This window comes from Acetobacter sp. AN02, from assembly GCF_029759835.1.
GTDB lineage: Bacteria > Pseudomonadota > Alphaproteobacteria > Acetobacterales > Acetobacteraceae > Acetobacter.
Genome location: NZ_JAJJND010000021.1, coordinates 14953 through 32970, shown reverse-complemented (window position 1 = coordinate 32970; position 18018 = coordinate 14953). Strand labels below are relative to the sequence as shown.

The 18018-nt window shown below is 64.3% G+C and carries 21 protein-coding genes; 8 read left to right on the top strand and 13 right to left on the bottom strand.

Features of this window, described 5'->3' with window-relative positions:
• Window positions 1–148: 148 nt before the first annotated feature.
• Window positions 149–499: a RidA family protein gene (locus LOC54_RS04305; protein ID WP_279312598.1), complete on the top strand. Its 351-nt coding sequence runs from the start codon at window positions 149–151 to the stop codon at window positions 497–499.
• A 309-nt stretch (window positions 500–808) separates the two neighbouring features.
• On the top strand, window positions 809–1639 hold the full coding sequence (locus LOC54_RS04300; protein WP_279312597.1) for a CHAP domain-containing protein: 831 nt from the start codon (window positions 809–811) through the stop codon (window positions 1637–1639).
• A 57-nt stretch (window positions 1640–1696) separates the two neighbouring features.
• Here LOC54_RS04300 and LOC54_RS04295 read toward each other — a convergent pair whose 3' ends face one another.
• The 9 genes from LOC54_RS04295 to LOC54_RS04255 all read right to left on the bottom strand — a co-directional run bounded on the left by LOC54_RS04295 (window position 1697) and on the right by LOC54_RS04255 (window position 7944).
• A complete protein-coding gene (locus LOC54_RS04295) occupies window positions 1697–2158 on the bottom strand; it encodes a 23S rRNA (pseudouridine(1915)-N(3))-methyltransferase RlmH (protein WP_279312596.1) in 462 nt (153 codons plus the stop codon).
• A gap of 10 nt (window positions 2159–2168) precedes the next feature.
• Window positions 2169–2735 carry a ribosome silencing factor gene (gene rsfS / locus LOC54_RS04290; RefSeq protein WP_279312601.1) on the bottom strand — a complete coding sequence of 189 codons (567 nt, stop codon included), beginning with the start codon at window positions 2733–2735 and terminating at the stop codon, window positions 2169–2171.
• Entirely contained in the window at window positions 2732–3373 is a 642-nt protein-coding gene (locus LOC54_RS04285; RefSeq protein WP_279312595.1) for a nicotinate-nucleotide adenylyltransferase, read from the bottom strand. Before LOC54_RS04285 ends, rsfS begins: the two co-directional genes overlap by 4 nt.
• Before the next feature lie 6 nt (window positions 3374–3379).
• Window positions 3380–4651, bottom strand: coding sequence for a glutamate-5-semialdehyde dehydrogenase (locus LOC54_RS04280; protein ID WP_279312594.1), 1272 nt, complete (start codon window positions 4649–4651; stop codon window positions 3380–3382).
• A gap of 38 nt (window positions 4652–4689) precedes the next feature.
• Window positions 4690–5784, bottom strand: coding sequence for a redox-regulated ATPase YchF (gene ychF / locus LOC54_RS04275; protein ID WP_279312593.1), 1095 nt, complete (start codon window positions 5782–5784; stop codon window positions 4690–4692).
• Entirely contained in the window at window positions 5784–6374 is a 591-nt protein-coding gene (pth, locus tag LOC54_RS04270) for an aminoacyl-tRNA hydrolase (RefSeq protein WP_279312600.1), read from the bottom strand. The genes ychF and pth overlap by 1 nt, the downstream gene beginning before the upstream one ends.
• A 72-nt stretch (window positions 6375–6446) precedes the next feature.
• Window positions 6447–7061, bottom strand: coding sequence for a 50S ribosomal protein L25/general stress protein Ctc (locus LOC54_RS04265; protein WP_279312592.1), 615 nt, complete (start codon window positions 7059–7061; stop codon window positions 6447–6449).
• 121 nt (window positions 7062–7182) lie between these two features.
• The gene (locus LOC54_RS04260; protein ID WP_279312591.1) at window positions 7183–7635 is read right to left on the bottom strand and encodes a YMGG-like glycine zipper-containing protein; all 453 of its coding nucleotides are present in this window, start codon (window positions 7633–7635) and stop codon (window positions 7183–7185) included.
• Window positions 7636–7665: 30 nt separating this feature from the next.
• On the bottom strand, window positions 7666–7944 hold the full coding sequence (locus LOC54_RS04255; RefSeq protein WP_279312590.1) for a YMGG-like glycine zipper-containing protein: 279 nt from the start codon (window positions 7942–7944) through the stop codon (window positions 7666–7668).
• A gap of 331 nt (window positions 7945–8275) precedes the next feature.
• Between LOC54_RS04255 and LOC54_RS04250 the strand changes: the two genes are divergently transcribed.
• From LOC54_RS04250 to LOC54_RS04225, 6 genes are all read left to right on the top strand, one after another.
• Complete coding sequence (locus tag LOC54_RS04250; RefSeq protein WP_279312589.1) at window positions 8276–9322, top strand: rod shape-determining protein; 1047 nt, start codon at window positions 8276–8278, stop codon at window positions 9320–9322.
• A gap of 291 nt (window positions 9323–9613) precedes the next feature.
• The gene (gene mreC, locus LOC54_RS04245) at window positions 9614–10540 is read left to right on the top strand and encodes a rod shape-determining protein MreC (RefSeq protein WP_279312588.1); all 927 of its coding nucleotides are present in this window, start codon (window positions 9614–9616) and stop codon (window positions 10538–10540) included.
• Window positions 10541–10552: 12 nt separating this feature from the next.
• Window positions 10553–11161 carry a rod shape-determining protein MreD gene (locus LOC54_RS04240; RefSeq protein ID WP_279312587.1) on the top strand — a complete coding sequence of 203 codons (609 nt, stop codon included), beginning with the start codon at window positions 10553–10555 and terminating at the stop codon, window positions 11159–11161.
• Between the two features lie 150 nt (window positions 11162–11311).
• Window positions 11312–13120 carry a penicillin-binding protein 2 gene (gene mrdA, locus LOC54_RS04235; protein ID WP_408740287.1) on the top strand — a complete coding sequence of 603 codons (1809 nt, stop codon included), beginning with the start codon at window positions 11312–11314 and terminating at the stop codon, window positions 13118–13120.
• Window positions 13121–13131: 11 nt separating this feature from the next.
• On the top strand, window positions 13132–14322 hold the full coding sequence (gene rodA, locus LOC54_RS04230) for a rod shape-determining protein RodA (protein ID WP_279312585.1): 1191 nt from the start codon (window positions 13132–13134) through the stop codon (window positions 14320–14322).
• Window positions 14323–14733 carry a DUF3293 domain-containing protein gene (locus tag LOC54_RS04225; RefSeq protein ID WP_279312584.1) on the top strand — a complete coding sequence of 137 codons (411 nt, stop codon included), beginning with the start codon at window positions 14323–14325 and terminating at the stop codon, window positions 14731–14733.
• On the opposite strand, the gene LOC54_RS04220 is transcribed toward LOC54_RS04225, so the two are convergent.
• The 4 genes from LOC54_RS04220 to LOC54_RS04205 form a co-directional block, all read right to left on the bottom strand.
• Complete coding sequence (locus tag LOC54_RS04220) at window positions 14717–14860, bottom strand: hypothetical protein (RefSeq protein WP_279312583.1); 144 nt, start codon at window positions 14858–14860, stop codon at window positions 14717–14719. The two genes, LOC54_RS04225 and LOC54_RS04220, sit on opposite strands and share 17 nt — an antisense overlap.
• Window positions 14857–15816, bottom strand: a complete 960-nt coding sequence (locus tag LOC54_RS04215) for a heme o synthase (RefSeq protein ID WP_279312582.1) — start codon at window positions 15814–15816, stop codon at window positions 14857–14859. The genes LOC54_RS04220 and LOC54_RS04215 overlap by 4 nt, the downstream gene beginning before the upstream one ends.
• A complete protein-coding gene (locus LOC54_RS04210; protein WP_279312581.1) occupies window positions 15813–17024 on the bottom strand; it encodes a hypothetical protein in 1212 nt (403 codons plus the stop codon). The genes LOC54_RS04215 and LOC54_RS04210 overlap by 4 nt, the downstream gene beginning before the upstream one ends.
• 138 nt (window positions 17025–17162) lie before the next feature.
• Entirely contained in the window at window positions 17163–17903 is a 741-nt protein-coding gene (locus LOC54_RS04205; protein ID WP_279312580.1) for a class I SAM-dependent methyltransferase, read from the bottom strand.
• Window positions 17904–18018 lie beyond the last annotated feature (115 nt).

Below are 18018 nucleotides of genomic sequence, written 5' to 3'. Positions count from 1 at the left end.
CCCCCCCCCCCCCCCCCCCCCCCCCCCCCCCCCCCCCCCCCCCCCCCCCCCCCCCCCCCCCCCCCCCCCCCCCCCCCGGGGGGCATTCTGCCTGACAATGCAGACATCCCGGCCGTGGCCGGCATCCTTTTCTGACCGGAGTTCAGCAATGAGCAGAATCCTGCGCACCGAACCGAACAAGATTCTTTCCAAGGCCGTGGAGTATCATGGCTTCATTTTCACGCAGGGCGTTGTTGCCCGGGATCTGTCGCAGGATGCCACGGCGCAGACGAAGGACATTCTGGACCAGCTTGATGCGCTTCTGGAGGAGCACGGGACCGACAAGACTCGCATTCTGCAGGCGCAGATCTGGCTGAAGGATATTTCGGACCGTGATGCGCTCAATGCCGTCTGGAGCGCCTGGCTTCCCGAGAACGGGGCACCCGCGCGCGCCTGCGTGCAGGCGGTTCTTGCCGATCCGCGTATGCTGGTCGAGATCATGCTGATCACGACAAAATAAGGCCGGTGCCGGGGCTTCCGGCAGCGTGATCTTCCCGAACCGGTAAATGTGGCATTAACATCACATTCGCCGGTTTTTTATGAGACAAAGCGGGGACGATTCACGATCAGGGCGGGAAGAATCGGCCTGAAAGTGAATGAATTATCACTTAATAGGAATATTTTCCTTTTTTCTGCGTTTTAAGATGCTTTTTTGATGAAACATGATCGGGAAATGCCGTATCCCGGCCCCGCAAACTTGTCAGGACAGCATTGCAGCGGGTAGGACATTGTCTGCCATTCAGAAGCAGACGGATAAGGACAGGGGATTATGCACGATGAGGGCGCGAACAGGATGAAGCTGAAGATTGCAGCCCTGACTCTCGTGTCTTCTGCCGTGTCCTGGGCCTCCTCTCCGGCGGCTCATGCGGCGTCCCGCCACAGCCACCATGCGGGGACGCAGCATCGTCCGATCTTTCTTTCGGCCACGGGTTACGGCGGGATGCACAGCTTCCGCATGTCCGCGTCCGGGATCGGCGGATATGCGCATCACGCCAGCTATCACCGTTCACACGGCTATCACAGCTACAGAAGCCACGCGCATGTCATCCAGTGCGTTGCGTTCGTGCAGAACGAGTCCGAGGTTCAGCTCCACGGCAATGCCCGCGACTGGTGGTATAATGCCGAGGGTGTCTATGCCCGCGGGGCTGCTCCCGAGGTTGGCAGTGTGATGAATTTCCGTCCGATCCGCCGCATGCCGCTCGGGCATGTTGCGCTCGTGACCGGGATTGAAGACAGCCGCACCGTTATTATCGATCAGTCTCACTGGGGGCAGAGCGGGATCAGCCGTGATGTCCGCGTGATTGACGTGTCTCCGGATAATGACTGGTCTCAGGTTCGCGTCGCTCTTAACGGAGACAGCAGCCGGTACGGTTCGATCTATCCGATTTACGGGTTTATCTATCCGCGTGGTGAGCAGGCGTCCGGTGTCATGACCGCACGTGCGTCTCAGGTTGCGGCGCCGCAGCTTGCCGAGGCTCCGGAAACGGCCGGGACGATCGAGGAAGACTATCAGGCTTCGGAGCCTGTTGCCCGGACCAGCCGCAGGCACGGCATGTTCCGCCATCACGGGACATCGCATCACGGCAAGCGCCGCCACTGAGACAGAGCCGGGACATGATCCCGGCTTTTTTTATGTCTGCGTTTTCGGGAGCCCGGTTCAGTCTTCCGGGCGGCCCGAGCGGTGATAGGGGTGGCCTGCGAGGATGGCGCGGGCGCGGTAGATCTGCTCCGTCAGCATGATTCTCACCAGCATATGCGGCCAGGTCATCTGTCCGAAGTTCAGGAGCTGATCGGCGCGTCCGATGACGGCTGCGTCCAGCCCTTCCGCTCCGCCGATCAGGAAACAGATCTCCCTGCCCCCGCTCTGCCACTCCGACAGCGCGGATGCGAATGCGGTGCTTGTGAGGCTGCGCCCTCCCTGGTCCAGGGCGATGACGAAGGCCCGTGATGGCAGGGCCTTCAGCAGGGCTTCGCCCTCCCGCCGCTTGATTTCGGCGGGGGAGCCTTTTCCGTCGGGCAGTTCGGTGATGACGAGAGGGGGAGAGAGACGGCGGAGATAGCGCTCCGTGAGGGCTTTTTCCGCCGCGTCCTTCATTCTGCCGACAGCGATCAGACGCACGGTATGATCCTCAGAGGGAGGTGACCTCTCCCTCTTCTGCCTCGTCCAGATCCGCACCCCACATCTGCTCGAGCCCGTACAGCGCGCGCGCTTCCGCCTTGAACAGGTGGATCACGATATCTCCGGCGTCGATCAGCACCCAGTCCGTGCCGTTCGCGCCTTCGATGGTCACGCGCTTGAGGCCTGCATCTTTCAGGTGGCGGTCGAGATGCTGCGCCATGGCGGCGATCTGGCGATCGGCGAGGCCGGTGGCGATCACCATCCGGTCTGCGAAGGAGGCGCGGCCCGTGAGGTCGATGACGACGATATCCTCGCCCTTATCGTCCTCAATGCTGTCCACGATGATCTTCAGATACTGCTCAAGCTGCTCTGCCGGTGCGTGAGGACGTTTTTTCGCGCCCCCCTGCGGTCCGGCCGCGACGGCTTTCTTGCGGGGCGAACCCGGAGCACGCGCCGTGTCCGCAAGCTGCGGGTCGGCGGGCTTCTTTGCGGCGCGCGTGGCTGAGGCGGTCCTGGTCGTTCTGGCGGCGGCCGGACGGCGTGCGGGGTCCGTCTCGGCGGAAGGCTTCCTGGCTATGGCTGATTCTCCTGTGTCCGGAACCGGCCGGAGGGATTCTGCCTGCGCCGGAGTTCTGTTGCCGATATATCGTTCTGACGCCCCGGAAGGAAAGCCCATACCGGGGGAGGAAGGTAAGAAAGGCGCCGAGCGCGGGACGGGGGCAGTCTGAAGCGGCGCATGACCGACTGTGTCTGTCCGTGCAGGGCGGCTGTGCTGCTGCCGGGCCGGGGGATGACCGCGACTGCGATTTCCCGCAGGAACTGCCGCCAGCGCCGCCAGCGTGGCAGCTCTGCAAAGACGTCCGCGCCCATCAGCCAGACGAAGCGGGCCCGAGGGAACAGTCTGCGCAGCCTGCGCACGGTATCGATGGCATAGCGCGTGCCGAGCTGCGATTCGATTGTGCTGGCTCTGAGGCGGACGTCTGAGGACAGGGCAGAGACGCTGTCCCGGCGTCTGTCCTGCAGCGCCATGTCCTGCCCGGTCTTGAGCGGATTGCCGGGGGAGACGAGAAACCAGACCTCATCAAGGCGCAGCGCGTGGAGTCCGCGGAGTGCGATCGCGAGATGTCCCTGATGGGCGGGGTTGAACGAGCCGCCCAGCAGGCCGATTCCGGTCCGTCGTCTGTCGCCGGAGCGCGGGATCGCATCACGCAGCATCCGGGATCAGGAACGCACCTGTCCGGTGCCGATGACCTCGTACCGGAACGTGGTGAGCTGCTCCAGGCCGACCGGGCCGCGTGCGTGGAAGCGTCCTGTGGCGATGCCGATTTCCGCGCCGAAGCCGAATTCCCCGCCGTCGCAGAACTGTGTGGAGGCGTTCCACATCACGACCGCGCTGTCGGTTCCGTTGAGGAAACGGGCGGCGGCGGCTTCATCGGAGGTGATGATCGCCTCTGTGTGGGCGCTGCCGTATTTTACGATGTGATCGAGGGCGGCATCGATACCGTCCACGACGGCGACGGATAATGTCGCGTCCAGCCACTCCGTTGCGAAATCGGCTTCTGTTGCGGCGGACAGCCCGGGGACGATATTCCGTGCGCGTTCATCCGCGCGGAAATCGCAGCCCAGCGCGCGGAGGTCTTCCACGATCAGCGGCAGCAGTGACGGTGCGATTTCCGCATCAATCAGCAGGGTTTCGGTCGCGCCGCAGATGCCCGTGCGGCGCATCTTGGCGTTGGCGATGATCCTGCGGGCCATGGGGGGTTCTGCGGCTGCATGGATATAGGTGTGGCAGAGGCCTTCGGCATGGGCCAGCACGGGCACGCGGGCCTCGCGCTGCACGCGCTCGACCAGTGACTTGCCGCCGCGGGGGATGAGCAGATCGATCAGTCCGGAAGCTGCGAGCATATCCGCGACGTGGCGACGGTCCGCATCCGGTGCCATCTGCACGCAGGCCTCAGGCAGGCCTGCCGCGCTCAGACCGGCCTTCATGGCGGAGTTGATCGCGGTTGCGCTGTGGATGCTTTCCGAGCCGCCGCGGAGGATGACGGCGTTTCCGGACTTGATGGCCAGTCCGGCGGCATCGGCTCCGACATTGGGGCGGCTTTCGTAGATCACGCCGATCACGCCGACGGGAGCGGCCACGCGGCGGATTTTCAGCCCGTTCGGGCGGGACCATTCGGCCAGCACGCGCCCGACCGGATCCGGCAGGTCTGCGATGTTCTCAAGCCCCGTGGCCATGACCTCGATCCGTTCCGGGGTCAGGACCAGGCGGTCCCGGAAGGCATCGGTTCCGGAAAAGCTTTCCAGATCGCGGGCATTGGCGGCGAGAATCGTGTCCTGCTGCTCCCGCAGGGCAGCCGCCGCGGCCCAGAGCGCCCTGTCACGTGCGGCGGACGGGCTCTGCGCAAGATCCCGGACTGCCTGTCGCGCCTCGCGCGCCATGGCGGGAATCTCCGCTTCCGTTACCCGGTCCGCCTCTGCTGTGGCGCTCATCTTTCCTGCCCTGCCCTCTTTTATCTGTGTGTCTGTGGTCAGACGTTGAAACGGAACAGCAGGACATCTCCGTCCTGCACGATGTAATCCCGTCCTTCGATCCGCAGCTTACCGGCCTCTTTGGCCCCTGCCTCTCCGTTATATTTCACATAATCGTCATATGCGACTGTTTCGCAGGCGATGAAGCCGCGTTCGAAGTCGTTATGGATGACGGCGGCGGCCTGCGGGGCCTTCGTGCCGGCCGTGATCGTCCAGGCGCGGGTCTCTTTCGGTCCTACCGTGAAATAGGTCTGCAGGCCGAGCAGGCGGTATCCTGCCGCGATCACGCGGTCGAGGCCGCTGTCGGACAGGCCGAGACCTTCCAGGAATTCCTTCTGATCTTCCGCCGGGAGCTGACTGACCTCGGCCTCGATCGCCGCGGAGACGACCACGCAGGCGGCGCCTTCGGCATCGGCGCGTGCCTGCACTGCTGCCGAGAAGGCATTGCCGGTCGCGGCACTGGATTCTTCCACGTTGCAGACATAGAGAATCGGCTTGGTCGTCATGAGCTGCAGCCGGGCTGCGGCATCTTCCTGTCCTGCCGGGACGGCGGAGCGGGCCGGGCGTCCGTCGCGCAGGGCTTCGATCAGCGGCTGCATCAGCTCGACCTGGGCGGCGGCTTCCCTGTCGTTGCCTTTTGCCTTTTTCTGCAGGGCCACGATGCGCTTTTCCAGCGAATCCAGATCCGCGAGCATCAGTTCGGTTTCGATGATTTCCGCGTCGCGGACCGGATCGACGCCGCCCTCGACATGCGTGATGTCGTCATCCTCGAAGCAGCGGAGGACATGGATGATTGCGTCCACTTCCCGGATATTGGCCAGGAACTGATTGCCGAGCCCCTCCCCTTTCGAGGCACCGCGCACGAGGCCTGCGATATCCACGAATTCGAGGCTGGTCGGCAGGATGCGCTGGGATTTGCCGATCCGGGCCAGGGCGTCCATGCGCGGGTCCGGCACGGCCACGCGTCCGACATTCGGCTCGATCGTGCAGAACGGATAGTTTGCTGCCTGCGCTGAGGCTGTTGCCGTCAGAGCGTTGAACAGGGTTGATTTGCCGACATTCGGCAGTCCGACAATCCCGCAGTTAAAGCCCATCAGCCTGTCTCTCCTGCTGCCTGTCCTGTCTGCAGCGCAATACGTGTCATGAAATCGGCATCCCGCCCTTCGGCCAGCAGGGCGGCGTCATCAGCCACCACATCCAGCAGGCGCTCCAGCCCGGGCTGTTCGTTTTTAGAGAAATCGCCCAGCACCCAGCCATGCACGCGCTCTTTCACGCCGGGATGGCCGATTCCAAGGCGCACGCGGCGGTATTCCGGCGTGCCGAGGCATCTGTCGGTTGAGCGCAGGCCGTTATGCCCGGCTGCACCGCCGCCGGTCTTTATCCGCACCTTGCCGGGAACGAGATCGAGTTCGTCATGGAAAACCGTCACGGCGGCGGGGGGCAGCTTATAGAACGTTGCGGCCTCCCGGATGCTTTCTCCGGACAGGTTCATATAGGTCATGGGCTTGATCAGCAGGATTTTCACCCCGCCGATCCGGCCTTCCGCCACCTCCCCCCGGAAACGCTTACGCCACGGCTGGAAACCGTGGCGGCGGGCGATGGCATCTGCGGCCATAAAGCCGATATTGTGCCTCTGTCGGCTCATGGACGGCTCGGGATTTCCCAGGCCTGCCCAGAGCTGCATGGCGCTCTGCATAGCAGCTTCTCCCGGATGCCCTCCCTGTCCGCGGGGACAGGGGCGGCTTCCGGACCTTCCTTACTTCTCTTCTTCAGCCGGAGCCTCTTCAGCCTCGGCCTCGGCATCGACGGTCGGCGGGGCCACCGTGGCGACGACGAAGTTGGGGATCTGCAGAACGGGGGTGACGTTCTCCGTGCCCTTGAGGTCGTCCCAGCGGACGTTGTCGTGAATGTCCAGTGCGGACACGTCGACGGTGAACGTCTCGGGGATGTTTTCCGGGTCTGCATGGACCTCGATCGTGTGGCGCACGACGTTGAGAACGCCGCCGCGCTTCACGCCGGGGGAGTTTTCCTCTCCCTCGATGTGCACAGCGATCTCGACATTCACGCGCTGGCCGGGGGCCAGACGCTGGAAATCGACGTGCAGCGGCATGTCGGTGACCGGGTGGAACTGGATGTCGCGCATCAGGCCGCGCTCGGACTTGCCGTCGGCCTTGATTTCATAGACGCGTGAGCGCCAGCCTGCGCTGTGCAGCTCGCGCATGATGATACGCGGATCGATGGCCACCAGGGTCGGCTCGGCCTTTGCGCCATAGACAACAGCCGGCACCAGACCGGAACGCCTCGTCGCACGCGCTGCCCCCTTACCAGCCTTCGCGCGCGATGAAGCTTCAATCGTTACAAATTTCGTCACAGTCAGCTCCTGAAAATCAGTACACGCCGGACCTCCAGGGGTGCCCGGCGAGGAGGCGGTCCCATACCGGAAATCGCTGTCCCGTGCAAGACGGCGACTTCGGTATGGGGGGTCCGCAGCCTCAGTATCCGCCGCTGTATCCCTGGCTCTGATACCCTGACGGGTATGAGTAGGTGTTGGGATACGTGCCCTGGGGGGTCTGCTGTATCTGCCGGACCTGACCCTGGGTGTACTGTCCCTGGGGATACTGGCCCTGCGGATAGGCATGCTGCGCGCCGTAGGCTCCCTGCGGGGTGGCCTGCTGATAGCCGCTTGTCGGTGTGTTCGGCGCGTTCGGTGTCGTGACGGCTCCGACGCCTGCTCCCAGCAGACCGCCGGCCAGCGCACCGATGGCGGCTCCTCTGCCGCCGCCGGCCAGCGCACCGATCGCCGCACCGGAGCCGCCGCCGATCAGCGCGCCGCTGCCTGCGCGGTCGGTCGTGCTGTAGGGGCTGCCGCAGGCCGTCAGGGTCAGTGCGGTTCCGATGAGGGCGGCTGCCGCGCTGCCGCGACGCATCAGTTTACTGTTGATCATCCGTTTTCCTGTCTGTCATGCGGTGGACCGTCAGCGGGTCCGCCGGTTCGGAGTCGTTGCCGCGCCGACAGCCGCGCCCGTTCCTGCTCCGGCCAGCGCGCCGATTGCGGCTCCCGTGCCGCCGCCCGCGAGCGCACCGATGGCCGCGCCGGAGCCGCCGCCGATCAGCGCGCCGCTGCCTGCACGTGAACCGGAATCATACGGATCGCCGCATCCTGCAAGCAAAAAGCATCCTGCCAGTACCGTACCGGCAAGAGAGCGGCGGACCACCGTGATTCCGGAGGACGCGGAAGCAGACTTTCTGATCATTTTTCAATTCTCCCTGATGTGATTTCGCTTACGGATCATGCGAAACCCTCATGACTGAGAAACGGTGTCGTGCGTGGCAGGTTCCCTGAAAATGCCGGGGCGCGTCTGCACCGGCTTTCCCTGCGGCCTGATCCGGGCTTTTTTCAGGCATGGCCCCGGATGCGCTCCCGGCGGAGAGGCGGGAGAGCGGGTCCGGGGATGGTTTCTTGTCTTCGGGCCTTGCGAGCGGGGCTCTGCCTCGCTAAGCCCCTCCCCGGTCCGGCATGCAGAGCTGACGGACTGACAGACACTGTTTTCGCCCTCCCGCTGCCTTCTCCACCAGGAGTTCCGGATGTTCTCTCGTCTGCTGGGTCTTGTGTCCTCTGACATGGCCATCGACCTCGGCACCGCCAATACGCTGGTTTATGTCCGGGGCCGGGGAATCGTCCTCAACGAGCCTTCCGTCGTCGCCATCATGGAGACCAGGGGGCGCAAGCAGGTGCTGGCCGTCGGCAACGAGGCGAAGCAGATGGCCGGACGCACTCCGGGTAACATTTCGGTCATCCGCCCGCTGCGGAACGGTGTGATTGCCGATTTCGACGTGGCTGAGGAGATGATCCGGCATTTCATCCGCCGCGTGCACAACCGTTCCCTGTTTGCCAGTCCGCAGATCGTGATCTGTGTTCCGTCAGGCGCGACGGCCGTGGAGCGGCGGGCCATTCAGGAGAGTGCGGAGAGTGCCGGGGCGCGCCGGGTCTATCTGATCGAGGAGCCGATGGCGGCGTCGATCGGTGCGGGTCTGCCGGTTACGGAGCCCTCGGGCAGCATGATCGTGGATATCGGCGGCGGCACGACCGAGGTGGCGGTCATTTCCCTCGGCGGCATTGTCTATGCCCGTTCGGCGCTGATCGGCGGGGACCGGATGGATGAGGCGATTGTCTCCTATCTCCGGCGGACCCACAGTCTTCTGATCGGTGACAGCACGGCGGAGAAGATCAAGATCGAGCTGGGTTCGGCGCTTCTTCCGGATGATCCGGAGGATCATGGTCCGCTGATGACGGTGCGCGGCAGGGATCTGATCACCGGGGTTCCGCGCGAGATCACCATTTCCCAGGCGCAGATTGCCGACAGTCTTGCCGAGCCCGTGTCCAGAATTACGGAAGCGGTTGCGACGGCGCTGGAGAACACGCCTCCGGAGCTGGCAGCTGATATTGTGGACAAGGGAATCGTTCTGGCCGGGGGCGGGGCGCTTTTGCATCGTCTGGACGAGCTTTTGCGGATCACGACCGGTCTGCCCGTGATGGTGGCCGAGCATCCCCTGACCTGTGTGGCGCTCGGAACCGGGCGGGCCCTGGATGACATGAAGCGGCTGAGGGACGTTCTCAGCACGATGTACTGAGTGCCGTGTGCCGGGCGCCGCTTCTGTTTCCGGGCGGGCCTGGTGCTTTTCTGAAAAAAAATTCATGGTGCCCCGGGGCGGTTTTCTGTCAGAACAGCGGGCACCGGAGGAGGCTGTCCCGGTCTCCCTTTATCGATATCGTCAGGACAGAGCCGATCTCCGCGCATCTGGCATAACCAGGGCAGTGATGAACCGAATTCAGATCCCAGCCTGCGCCTTCCTTTCCTCTGCGGAGGCTGTTTTCCTGCCGGAAGGGCGCCGAACCCTGTCTGTCCGTTCCGGGGGCTGCGTATGATCCGTCTGTCGATCCAGAACAGGCAGGCGCTTGAGAAGCTGGTCCTTCCGCTGACGATCCTTGTTGCCATTGCCACCATACTGCTTGGTCAGGCGGACAGGAAACTGGCGGACAAGGGGCGGATGCTCTTTGCCGATCTGATGACGCCTTTCCGCAGTCTGACCGCGCAGCCCGGCATGGTTCTGTCCGATGCGGGGCAGCAGCTGCGGGGCGCGGTGCGTCTTGCCGGAGAAAATGCGGCGCTGCGGGCTGAGAACGAGAAGCTGCGCGGCTGGTATGATGTCGCGCTTTCCCTTGCCCAGGAAAACCAGACGCTCAAGCACAATCTGCACTGGATGCCTGATCCGGCTCCGTCTTTTGTCACCGGGCGCGTGGTGGCGGATGCCGGGGGGGTTTATGGTCATGCGGTTCTGATCGGGGCCGGGCCTTCGAGCGGGATCAGGCTTGGCAATATTGCTCTGGCGGCTGACGGGTTTGCGGGGCGCGTGACGGAGGTCGGGGAGCATTCCGCGCGGGTTCTGCTGATTGATGACGTGGCCAGCCGGATTCCCGTGACCATGGAAAAATCCGGCACGTCTGCCATCATGACGGGGGATCGCAGTCCGACGCCGCGGCTGATGTACTATCCGCAGGATCATTATCCCGCAGAAGGAGAGCGAGTCGTGACGGGCGGGCAGATCAGTCTGCTGCCTGCGGGTCTGCCTGTCGGCACGGTGCATTATCTGCGTCCGGGCCAGCCGGTTGTCGTGCCCTATGCACATCTCGATCATATCCGTATCCTGCGCATCTTCAATTTCGGGACGACGACGATTGAGCCTCCTGACGCGCCGGGCCGGATTCCCTATATTCCCTCTCCCCGGACGGGTCCGTCCCTGCGGGCGGGGATGCCGCCCGGGCCGTTTGCCCCTGCGGGTGGCGGGTGAGAGGCGGCGCGTATGAGCGGCGATCCTCTTGCGGGCTTCCGGGAGACCGGGCTGTCTCCGCGTCCTGCATTCATACAGCGTGTCGACGGCTGGGCGCGGCGTCTGGCTCCGGGCATGTTCATCTGTCTGGTCGTGCTGTTCCTGTCCGCGCCGACCGGTCTGCCCGCGGTGACAGCGCTTCTTCCCTCGTTTGTACTGGCCTCGGTGTTTTTCTGGTCGGTCTGGATGCCGCAGGCCATGCCGCCGCCGGGTGTGTTCATGCTGGGTCTTCTGCTGGATCTGATCGGTTTCAGCCCGCCGGGCGTGAGCGCGCTGACGCTGCTGCTTCTGCACGGGGCGGCCATGCGGTTCCGCTTCAGCTTCATGCGCATGAGCTTTGCGGCGCTGTGGATCGTGTTTGCCTTCTGCGCCCTGTGTGCCTGTCTGTTCCAGTGGTTTGTGACATCGGCCCTGTCCCTGAGCATTCTTCCGCTGTCTCCGTCCCTGTTCGAGACGCTGCTGGCGGCCGGTCTTTATCCGCCGCTTGCGGCCGGGAGCATTCACGTGTGCCGGTGGCTCAGCGGGCAGGATCCGAAGGGCAGGCAGAGACCGGCGGAATACGTGCCGGACCAGAGATACTGATCCCGGCGGCATGAGATGAAATTTTCAGGCAGGAAGATATTCGGGCGTTCCGGGGGGCGCCACAGGGGGAGACAGGGGAAGCGTCAGAACCGGGATCAGGAGCTTCGTGACCGGGGGCGGGGTGTCTTTACGCGGCGTGCCCTGCTGCTGATGGCGGCGCAGACGGCCACTCTGGGTCTACTCGGGCGCAAGCTGTATGATCTGCAGATCACCAGCGGCGAGCATTTCGCGAAGCTTGCGACGCGCAATCAGATCAGCAAGCGGCTGCTGGCTCCGCCACGCGGGCGGATCATTGACCGGTTCGGCAAGGCGCTTGCCAGCAATCAGACCAACTGGCGGGCACTTTTACTGCCGGAGGAGACGACGGATGTTCCCGGGACGATCGAGCGGTTTGCCGCCATCGTGCCGCTGGAGGATCATGACCGCACCCGTATTGCCCGTGAGATGCGGCATCAGCGCAAGTTCGTTCCTGTCATGCTCCGGGAGTTTCTGTCCTGGAACGAGATGGCGCGGATCGAGCTCAATGCTCCGGGGCTGCCCGGGGTTCTGATTGATGTCGGCACCACCCGCACCTATCCCGAGGGGCCGCTGACCGCGCATATCGTCGGTTATGTCGCGCCGCCCAACGAGCAGGATGTTGCGCGATCCGCGCTGCTGGCGCTGCCGGGCATGCGGATGGGCCGTTCGGGGATCGAGCAGAGCCAGGATGATCTTCTGCGCGGTGAGGCCGGGGCCGTGGAGATGGAGGTGAATTCCGTCGGGCGTGTTCTGGCGGAGCTGGACCGTGTGGACGGCACGCCGGGCCGGGAGATCACGCTGTCTCTGGATGCCGGGCTGCAGCAGGCCGTGCAGAACCGGATCGGGGATACGGCAGCCTCTGCCGTTGTGATGGACTGCCGCAACGGCGAGGTTCTGGCGATGGTCAGCACGCCGTCCTTTGATCCGTCCCTGTTCGACAGCGGTGTGAGCAAGGCGCAGTGGATTGCCTGGACCAATGACGAGCGGACGCCGCTGATCAACAAGGCGGTTGCGGGTGTCTATCCTCCGGGTTCGACCTTCAAGCCTGCCGTGGCGATGGCCGCGCTGCAGAATAAGATGATCTCTCCTGCCGACTGTTTTGTCTGCCGTGGCTACATTGATGTGGGCGGCGCCCGCTTCCACTGCTGGGCGCGGCACGGGCATGGTTCGGTCAATCTGCATCTTGGTCTGAAATATTCCTGCGATGTCTATTTCTATGAGGTGGCCCGTCGTATCGGCATGGACCGTATTGCCGCGACCTCTCATGAGCTTGGTCTTGGCACGAAGCTGGATATCGAGCTGCCGCATACCCGGGCGGGGCTGATTCCCACGCCGGAATGGCGGCAGAAGCACAATCATCACTGGAACGGCGGTGACACGATCGTCAGTGGGATCGGTCAGGGCTTCGTGCAGGTGACGCCGCTCCAGCTTGCCACCTACACCTCCCGCATCGCGACCGGGCGGGCCATCGGGCCGCATCTGGTCCGTGCCATCAACGGCAAGCTGACGCCGGAATCCGATCCGGAGCACTGGCCGGTTCTGGACATGCCTGAGCAGGCGTTCAAGGCCATTCGTGAGGGCATGTTTGCCGTGGTCAACGAGGCGCACGGGACCGCGCCCAAGGCCCGTCTGCCCATCCCCGGGATCGAGATGGCGGGCAAGACCGGTTCGGCTCAGGTCCGGCGTGTCTCCCGTGCCCTGCGTGAGAGCGGGCATTTCAATTCCGCGCGTCTGCCCTGGGAGTATCGTCCGCACGCGCTGTTCATCTGTTTCGCGCCGTATGATGCGCCGCGCTATGCGGTGTCTGTCGTGATCGAGCATGGCAATGCGGGGGCCGAGTTTGCGGCGCCGCTGGCCCGCAACATCATGACGGATGCTCTGCTGCGTGACCCCGCCAATCGCAGGACGCCGCCCGGTCAGACCGTGGCGGATGCGCTCTGAGGTCTGCGATCATGTCTGCTCTACGTCCGTCCGGTTCGCGCTTTCACAGACGTCTCCTGCGTGAGGAGCCGGGATTTTCGCTGGCCTCGCGGCTGTGGCGGGTCAACTGGCTGTATGTGCTGCTGATCTGCGCGCTGGCCGGTGTGGGATATGTCGCGCTGTGCTCGGCCGGGGGCGGTTCTGCCCGTCCCTATGCCGGGCCGCAGGCGATGCGCTTCGGTTTTGGTCTGATCCTGATGGTGACGGTCGGGATGCTTCCGCTCAGGCTGCTGATGCGGCTGGCCTTTCCGACCTATCTTGCGTCTCTCGGGCTGCTCGTGGCGGTGCTGCGTATGGGGCATGTGGGCAAGGGAGCCGAGCGCTGGATCATTGTCGGCGGGGTGCAGATCCAGCCTTCTGAATTTGCCAAGGTTGCGCTGGTTCTGATGCTGGCCACGTGGTTCAGCCGGATCAGCTACGCCAGGATGGGGAATCCGCTGCGGCTGATCATTCCTGCCGTCATGACGCTTCTTCCGGTCGGGCTTGTGCTCAAGGAGCCCAATCTGGGGACGGCGGTGATTATCGGCGGGATCGGGGCGGCGCTGTTCTTTGCGGCCGGGATGCGGCTGTGGCAGATCGTTCTGCTCTGTCTGCCCGTTCCGGCGCTGCTCAAGATCGCCTATGCCCATCTGCATGATTATCAGCGGGCCCGGATCACCACCTTCCTGCACCCCGAGAGCGATCCTCTGGGGGCGGGCTATAACATCATCCAGTCCAAGATCGCGCTGGGTTCCGGCGGGATGTGGGGCAAGGGCTATCTTCAGGGCACCCAGGGGCAGCTCAACTTCCTGCCTGAAAAGCAGACGGACTTCATTTTCACGACCATTGCCGAGGAATGGGGGTTTGTCGGCGGGATTGTCGTGATGGGTCTTCTTCTGCTGCTGATTCTTGGCGGAATGGCCATGGCGATCCGCAGTCGCAACCGTTTCGGGCGGCTGCTGGCGCTGGGGATTTCGGTCAATTTCTTTCTGTACTGCCTCGTCAATCTGTCCATGGTGATGGGGGCGATTCCGGTCGGGGGTGTGCCTTTGCCTCTTGTGTCCTATGGCGGTTCCTCGATGCTGACCGTCATGCTTGGCTTCGGGTTTCTGATGTCGTCCTGGGTCAATCGTGACGTGCGTTCGGGGGAGTCTGCCGATAACGGCGAGGCATCGGAGCCGTAGATGGGCGGGCTGCGCCCCACGCCTTCCATCCTGCGGGCCTATTGTCTCAGCACCTACACGGCCGGAAGCATTACGGTCCGGATCGGGCGGCCGCCGCGCGGGATGTGCTCCCGTCATGCGGATATCGTCATGCTCAGCGCGTGCAATCCGGGCGGACGCAGGAAGGCTGATGGCTGGAACGAGCGGATGATGTGGCAGCTTCGCAGGGATCTGGCGGGCGCAGAGAGCTGCGAGGGCGAGGGGCGCCTGGGCCGTGTTGCCGAGCCTCTGATTGCCGTGCGTATGCCGCTTGCGCGTGCGTTGCGGCTGGCGGCGCGTTACCGGCAGAATGCCGTAGTGCTTCTGCGCGGGACGCAGAAGGCGCGGCTGCTGTTCCTGCCCGGCTGTGAGCCGATCAGCGGATCAGGGTGAGGATGAAGATTACGCCTGCGAGGCTCAGCAGCACAGCGGTGAGGGCCATGACCCGCATGCGCTGTCTTTTTCCGATCTCGGCCGACAGGGCCTGCAGACGCTGCGTTTCCGTCAGATCTTCTGTCATGCCAGCCACAGCGTCACGAGATGGTCTGCGATGAGGGCCATGAACAGCAGCGAGAGATAGAGCAGGGAGAAACGGAAGGAGCGGCGGGCGGCCTTGTCTCCGTTGAGGCTGACGCCGTCCTGTGTCTGCGCCTCCCTCAGGACGGCCACGGCGCAGGCCATGAAGCCCAGTCCGAGCACGACGGCGGCCACGGTGTAGAGCGCTCCGCATTCATGCAGCAGGGACGGCACCAGCGAGACGGCCAGCAGCACAGGCGTATAGGCGAAGATCTGCCGGCGTGTGTGGCGTGCGCCCCGGACGACGGGCAGCATCGGGATGCCGGCCCGGCCGTAATCCTTGCAGGCGTACAGGGACAGGGACCAGAAATGCGGCGGGGTCCACAGGAACACGATCAGGAACAGGACGACCGGGAGGACGGACATGGAGCCCGTGACCGCGGCCCAGCCGATCATCGGCGGGAATGCACCTGCCGCGCCGCCGATCACGATATTCTGCGGCGTCGAGCGCTTGAGCCACATCGTGTAGATCACGGCGTAGAAAAAGATCGAGAAGGCGAGAATTCCGGCGGCGAGCGTATTGGTCGCAAGCCACATCAGGGCGACGGACAGGGCGGACAGGCCGACGCCATAGGCCAGAGCCTCGTCCTCGGGGATGCGTCCGGCGGGGACGGGACGTGTGATCGTACGCCGCATGACGGCGTCGATATCGCGGTCATACCACATGTTGATCGCACCGGCGGCGCCTGAGGCGAGGCAGATGCACAGGATGGCGATGGCCGAGCGCCAGATGCCGATATGTCCCGGGGCAAGGAACAGGCCCGTTGCACCTGTGAAGACCACCAGCGAGATCACGCGCGGTTTGAGCAGGGCGATCCAGTCCCTTGCCTGTGTTCCGGCTTCGGCTACGGAAAAACGCAGGCGCGTTTCCCGGCGTGCCTGCGTGACTGACGCGCTCACCGGGCTGCCCTCAGGGGCGTGACCTGACCACGGGCGGCTTTTGTATCCCGGCAGACGGAATACAGCACCAGGCCTGCGACCGGGATGGAAAGGACGAATGCCGCGCCGCCTGCCATCGTCAGCACGGGGCCGCCTGCAGCGCACAGGACCGTGCCCAGCATGACCAGTGCGACATGTGTCATCGGGGCCGGTCCCTTCAGCGGCTGTCCCGTCAGACGTTCAGCCTGGAGGTAAAGCCCTGCGAACAGGGCGAACAGCGTGCCGCTCATGATGACGGCGTGTGTCGCGCTCTCTCCGCCTGCCTGTCCGGCAAGCAGCGTGACCAGAAAGCTGCCGCTCCACAGCACTGAGGGGCTCAGCGGGAGTTTCTGCCGCCACAGGCCATAGCCCCAGACCAGTGCAAAGGCTGCGCCGGTGAGGAGCGTGGCGCGCAGGATCAGGCTGTCCGTGACGGCAGCATCCGAAAGACTGCCCTGTGTCCGCAGATGCACCCAGGCCAGTGCGCTTCCGGTCACCACCGTACCCATGACGGCGGCCATCGGGCGGAAGGAAAACTGTGCCTGTCGTGATTTCAGAACGAGAGAGGCCACGCCTGCCGCGGCGGTCATCATCGCTGCGGACAGAGGGGCCATGAGGGAGCGGGCAATGTCCGCCGCTGCCGTGCCGCGGCAGAGTTCACCCGCTGCGGCGGGGATGCAGAGCAGCAGGGCGGTGGCTGCGATCATCTGGGACCATGCGAGGAAATCCAGCGGCGGGCGCTCCGGTCCGGCGGCTGCGCGGCTGTCCATGACGGACACCGCGACGGGGAGGACCATGCACAGCACCCCGGCGCACCAGATCAGACCCGAGGCCAGCGGAGATCCGCCTGTGGCAAGCAAAAGAGCTGAGAGGGCCAGGCATCCTGCTCCGGCCAGCGAAACGCGCGGCAGCCGCAGTCCGGGCAGTCCGAGGGAGGACGGAAGGAGCAGGCCGCCGAAACCGCCGATCAGGGCGGGGAGTGCGACGAGACAAACCATGACCAGCCCGTGCAGACCGGCGGCACCGCCCTGATCTGCTGGGGAGGCGCCGGACAGGGCGAGGGCGATCCCCCTTCCCGCTCCTGCCGTTCCGGCCAGCAGGGAAAGGATGAGGTAAACCGCAGGTACGACGCCTCCGGTTTTTGTGGAACGCATCGCAGGGGATGACATCTGAACGATCTTACCCGTCATCTGAGAAATCGCCTTCCGCCCGTATGTTATCTGCTGATCCGGACGGGTCTAGCAGAAAAACCGTCCTGCGGGCGTATCTGTCTGCACACATCAGATACGCGCATGACGGGATGCATTCTGCCCTGCCCCCGGCTCTGCTCAGGCTGCTTTTTCGGCTTTATCTTCCGTGTTTTCCAGAGTCACCAGGGTGAACAGCCCTGCCGGGGGGACCGGCTGGATGATCGCGCGGGAGAGGTCTTCCGGCGGCAGAAGGGCCTCCATGGCAAAATCGGGGTGCCATCCGAGCGAGTGGGAGGCGCGGGCCATGCCGCGCTCGATTGCGCCGCGGATTCCGTCGGGTGTCTGGAAATGGTTCACGAACAGGATATGTCCGCCCGGGGAGACGACGCGCTTGAGTTCGGCCAGAAGGCGGCGCGGATTCGGCACGACGGATGCCACGAACATCGCCACGGCGATATCGAAGGAATTATCGGCGAACCGCGTCTCTTCCGCATCCATTTCCAGGAGCGCATCCACGCCGGACAGGCCGTCGCGGCGTACGCGCTGCCGGGCGCGGCTGAGCATGTCGGAGGACAGATCGATCCCGGTGATGCGTTTGTTATGTGTGTAATGCGGCAGGGCGAGGCCGGTTCCGACTCCGACTTCCAGCACCCGCGAGCCGGGCAGGCGGTTGACCGCGCTCACGGCACGCTTGCGTCCGAATGCCGAGATTCCGCCGAACACGGTATCGTAGACGGCGGCCCATCGGCGGTAGGCCGCCCGGACGGCATCCGCGTCCAGCGCGACTTTCGGCCTCTGATGCGCGGTTTCTTCCTCTGCGACCGGAGGGGCGGCCTCGGGCGCTGAGGGGGTCGACTTACGGTCCAGAACTTCGCTCATGTGTCCTTTCTGCCTCCGGCAGACTTCCCGGGCAAGATGCCTGTGCAGCAAAAACCTTGCCCTGCTTGGCAGACACCATGCCTTCCTCTATTTTCACAAGGCAATCAGCGCAACG

What these genes read in the sequence shown, in the direction of transcription:
- LOC54_RS04305 (WP_279312598.1), top strand. Translation starts at nt 149, where the DNA reads ATGAGCAGAATCCTGCGCACCGAACCGAACAAGATTCTTTCCAAGGCC.
- LOC54_RS04300 (WP_279312597.1), top strand. Translation starts at nt 809, where the DNA reads ATGCACGATGAGGGCGCGAACAGGATGAAGCTGAAGATTGCAGCCCTG.
- LOC54_RS04285 (WP_279312595.1), bottom strand. Translation starts at nt 3,373, where the DNA reads ATGCTGCGTGATGCGATCCCGCGCTCCGGCGACAGACGACGGACCGGA.
- LOC54_RS04280 (WP_279312594.1), bottom strand. Translation starts at nt 4,651, where the DNA reads ATGAGCGCCACAGCAGAGGCGGACCGGGTAACGGAAGCGGAGATTCCC.
- ychF (WP_279312593.1), bottom strand. Translation starts at nt 5,784, where the DNA reads ATGGGCTTTAACTGCGGGATTGTCGGACTGCCGAATGTCGGCAAATCA.
- pth (WP_279312600.1), bottom strand. Translation starts at nt 6,374, where the DNA reads ATGCAGCTCTGGGCAGGCCTGGGAAATCCCGAGCCGTCCATGAGCCGA.
- LOC54_RS04260 (WP_279312591.1), bottom strand. Translation starts at nt 7,635, where the DNA reads ATGATCAACAGTAAACTGATGCGTCGCGGCAGCGCGGCAGCCGCCCTC.
- LOC54_RS04255 (WP_279312590.1), bottom strand. Translation starts at nt 7,944, where the DNA reads ATGATCAGAAAGTCTGCTTCCGCGTCCTCCGGAATCACGGTGGTCCGC.
- LOC54_RS04250 (WP_279312589.1), top strand. Translation starts at nt 8,276, where the DNA reads ATGTTCTCTCGTCTGCTGGGTCTTGTGTCCTCTGACATGGCCATCGAC.
- mreC (WP_279312588.1), top strand. Translation starts at nt 9,614, where the DNA reads ATGATCCGTCTGTCGATCCAGAACAGGCAGGCGCTTGAGAAGCTGGTC.
- LOC54_RS04240 (WP_279312587.1), top strand. Translation starts at nt 10,553, where the DNA reads ATGAGCGGCGATCCTCTTGCGGGCTTCCGGGAGACCGGGCTGTCTCCG.
- mrdA (WP_408740287.1), top strand. Translation starts at nt 11,312, where the DNA reads ATGGCGGCGCAGACGGCCACTCTGGGTCTACTCGGGCGCAAGCTGTAT.
- rodA (WP_279312585.1), top strand. Translation starts at nt 13,132, where the DNA reads ATGTCTGCTCTACGTCCGTCCGGTTCGCGCTTTCACAGACGTCTCCTG.
- LOC54_RS04225 (WP_279312584.1), top strand. Translation starts at nt 14,323, where the DNA reads ATGGGCGGGCTGCGCCCCACGCCTTCCATCCTGCGGGCCTATTGTCTC.
- LOC54_RS04220 (WP_279312583.1), bottom strand. Translation starts at nt 14,860, where the DNA reads ATGACAGAAGATCTGACGGAAACGCAGCGTCTGCAGGCCCTGTCGGCC.
- LOC54_RS04210 (WP_279312581.1), bottom strand. Translation starts at nt 17,024, where the DNA reads ATGACGGGTAAGATCGTTCAGATGTCATCCCCTGCGATGCGTTCCACA.
- LOC54_RS04205 (WP_279312580.1), bottom strand. Translation starts at nt 17,903, where the DNA reads ATGAGCGAAGTTCTGGACCGTAAGTCGACCCCCTCAGCGCCCGAGGCC.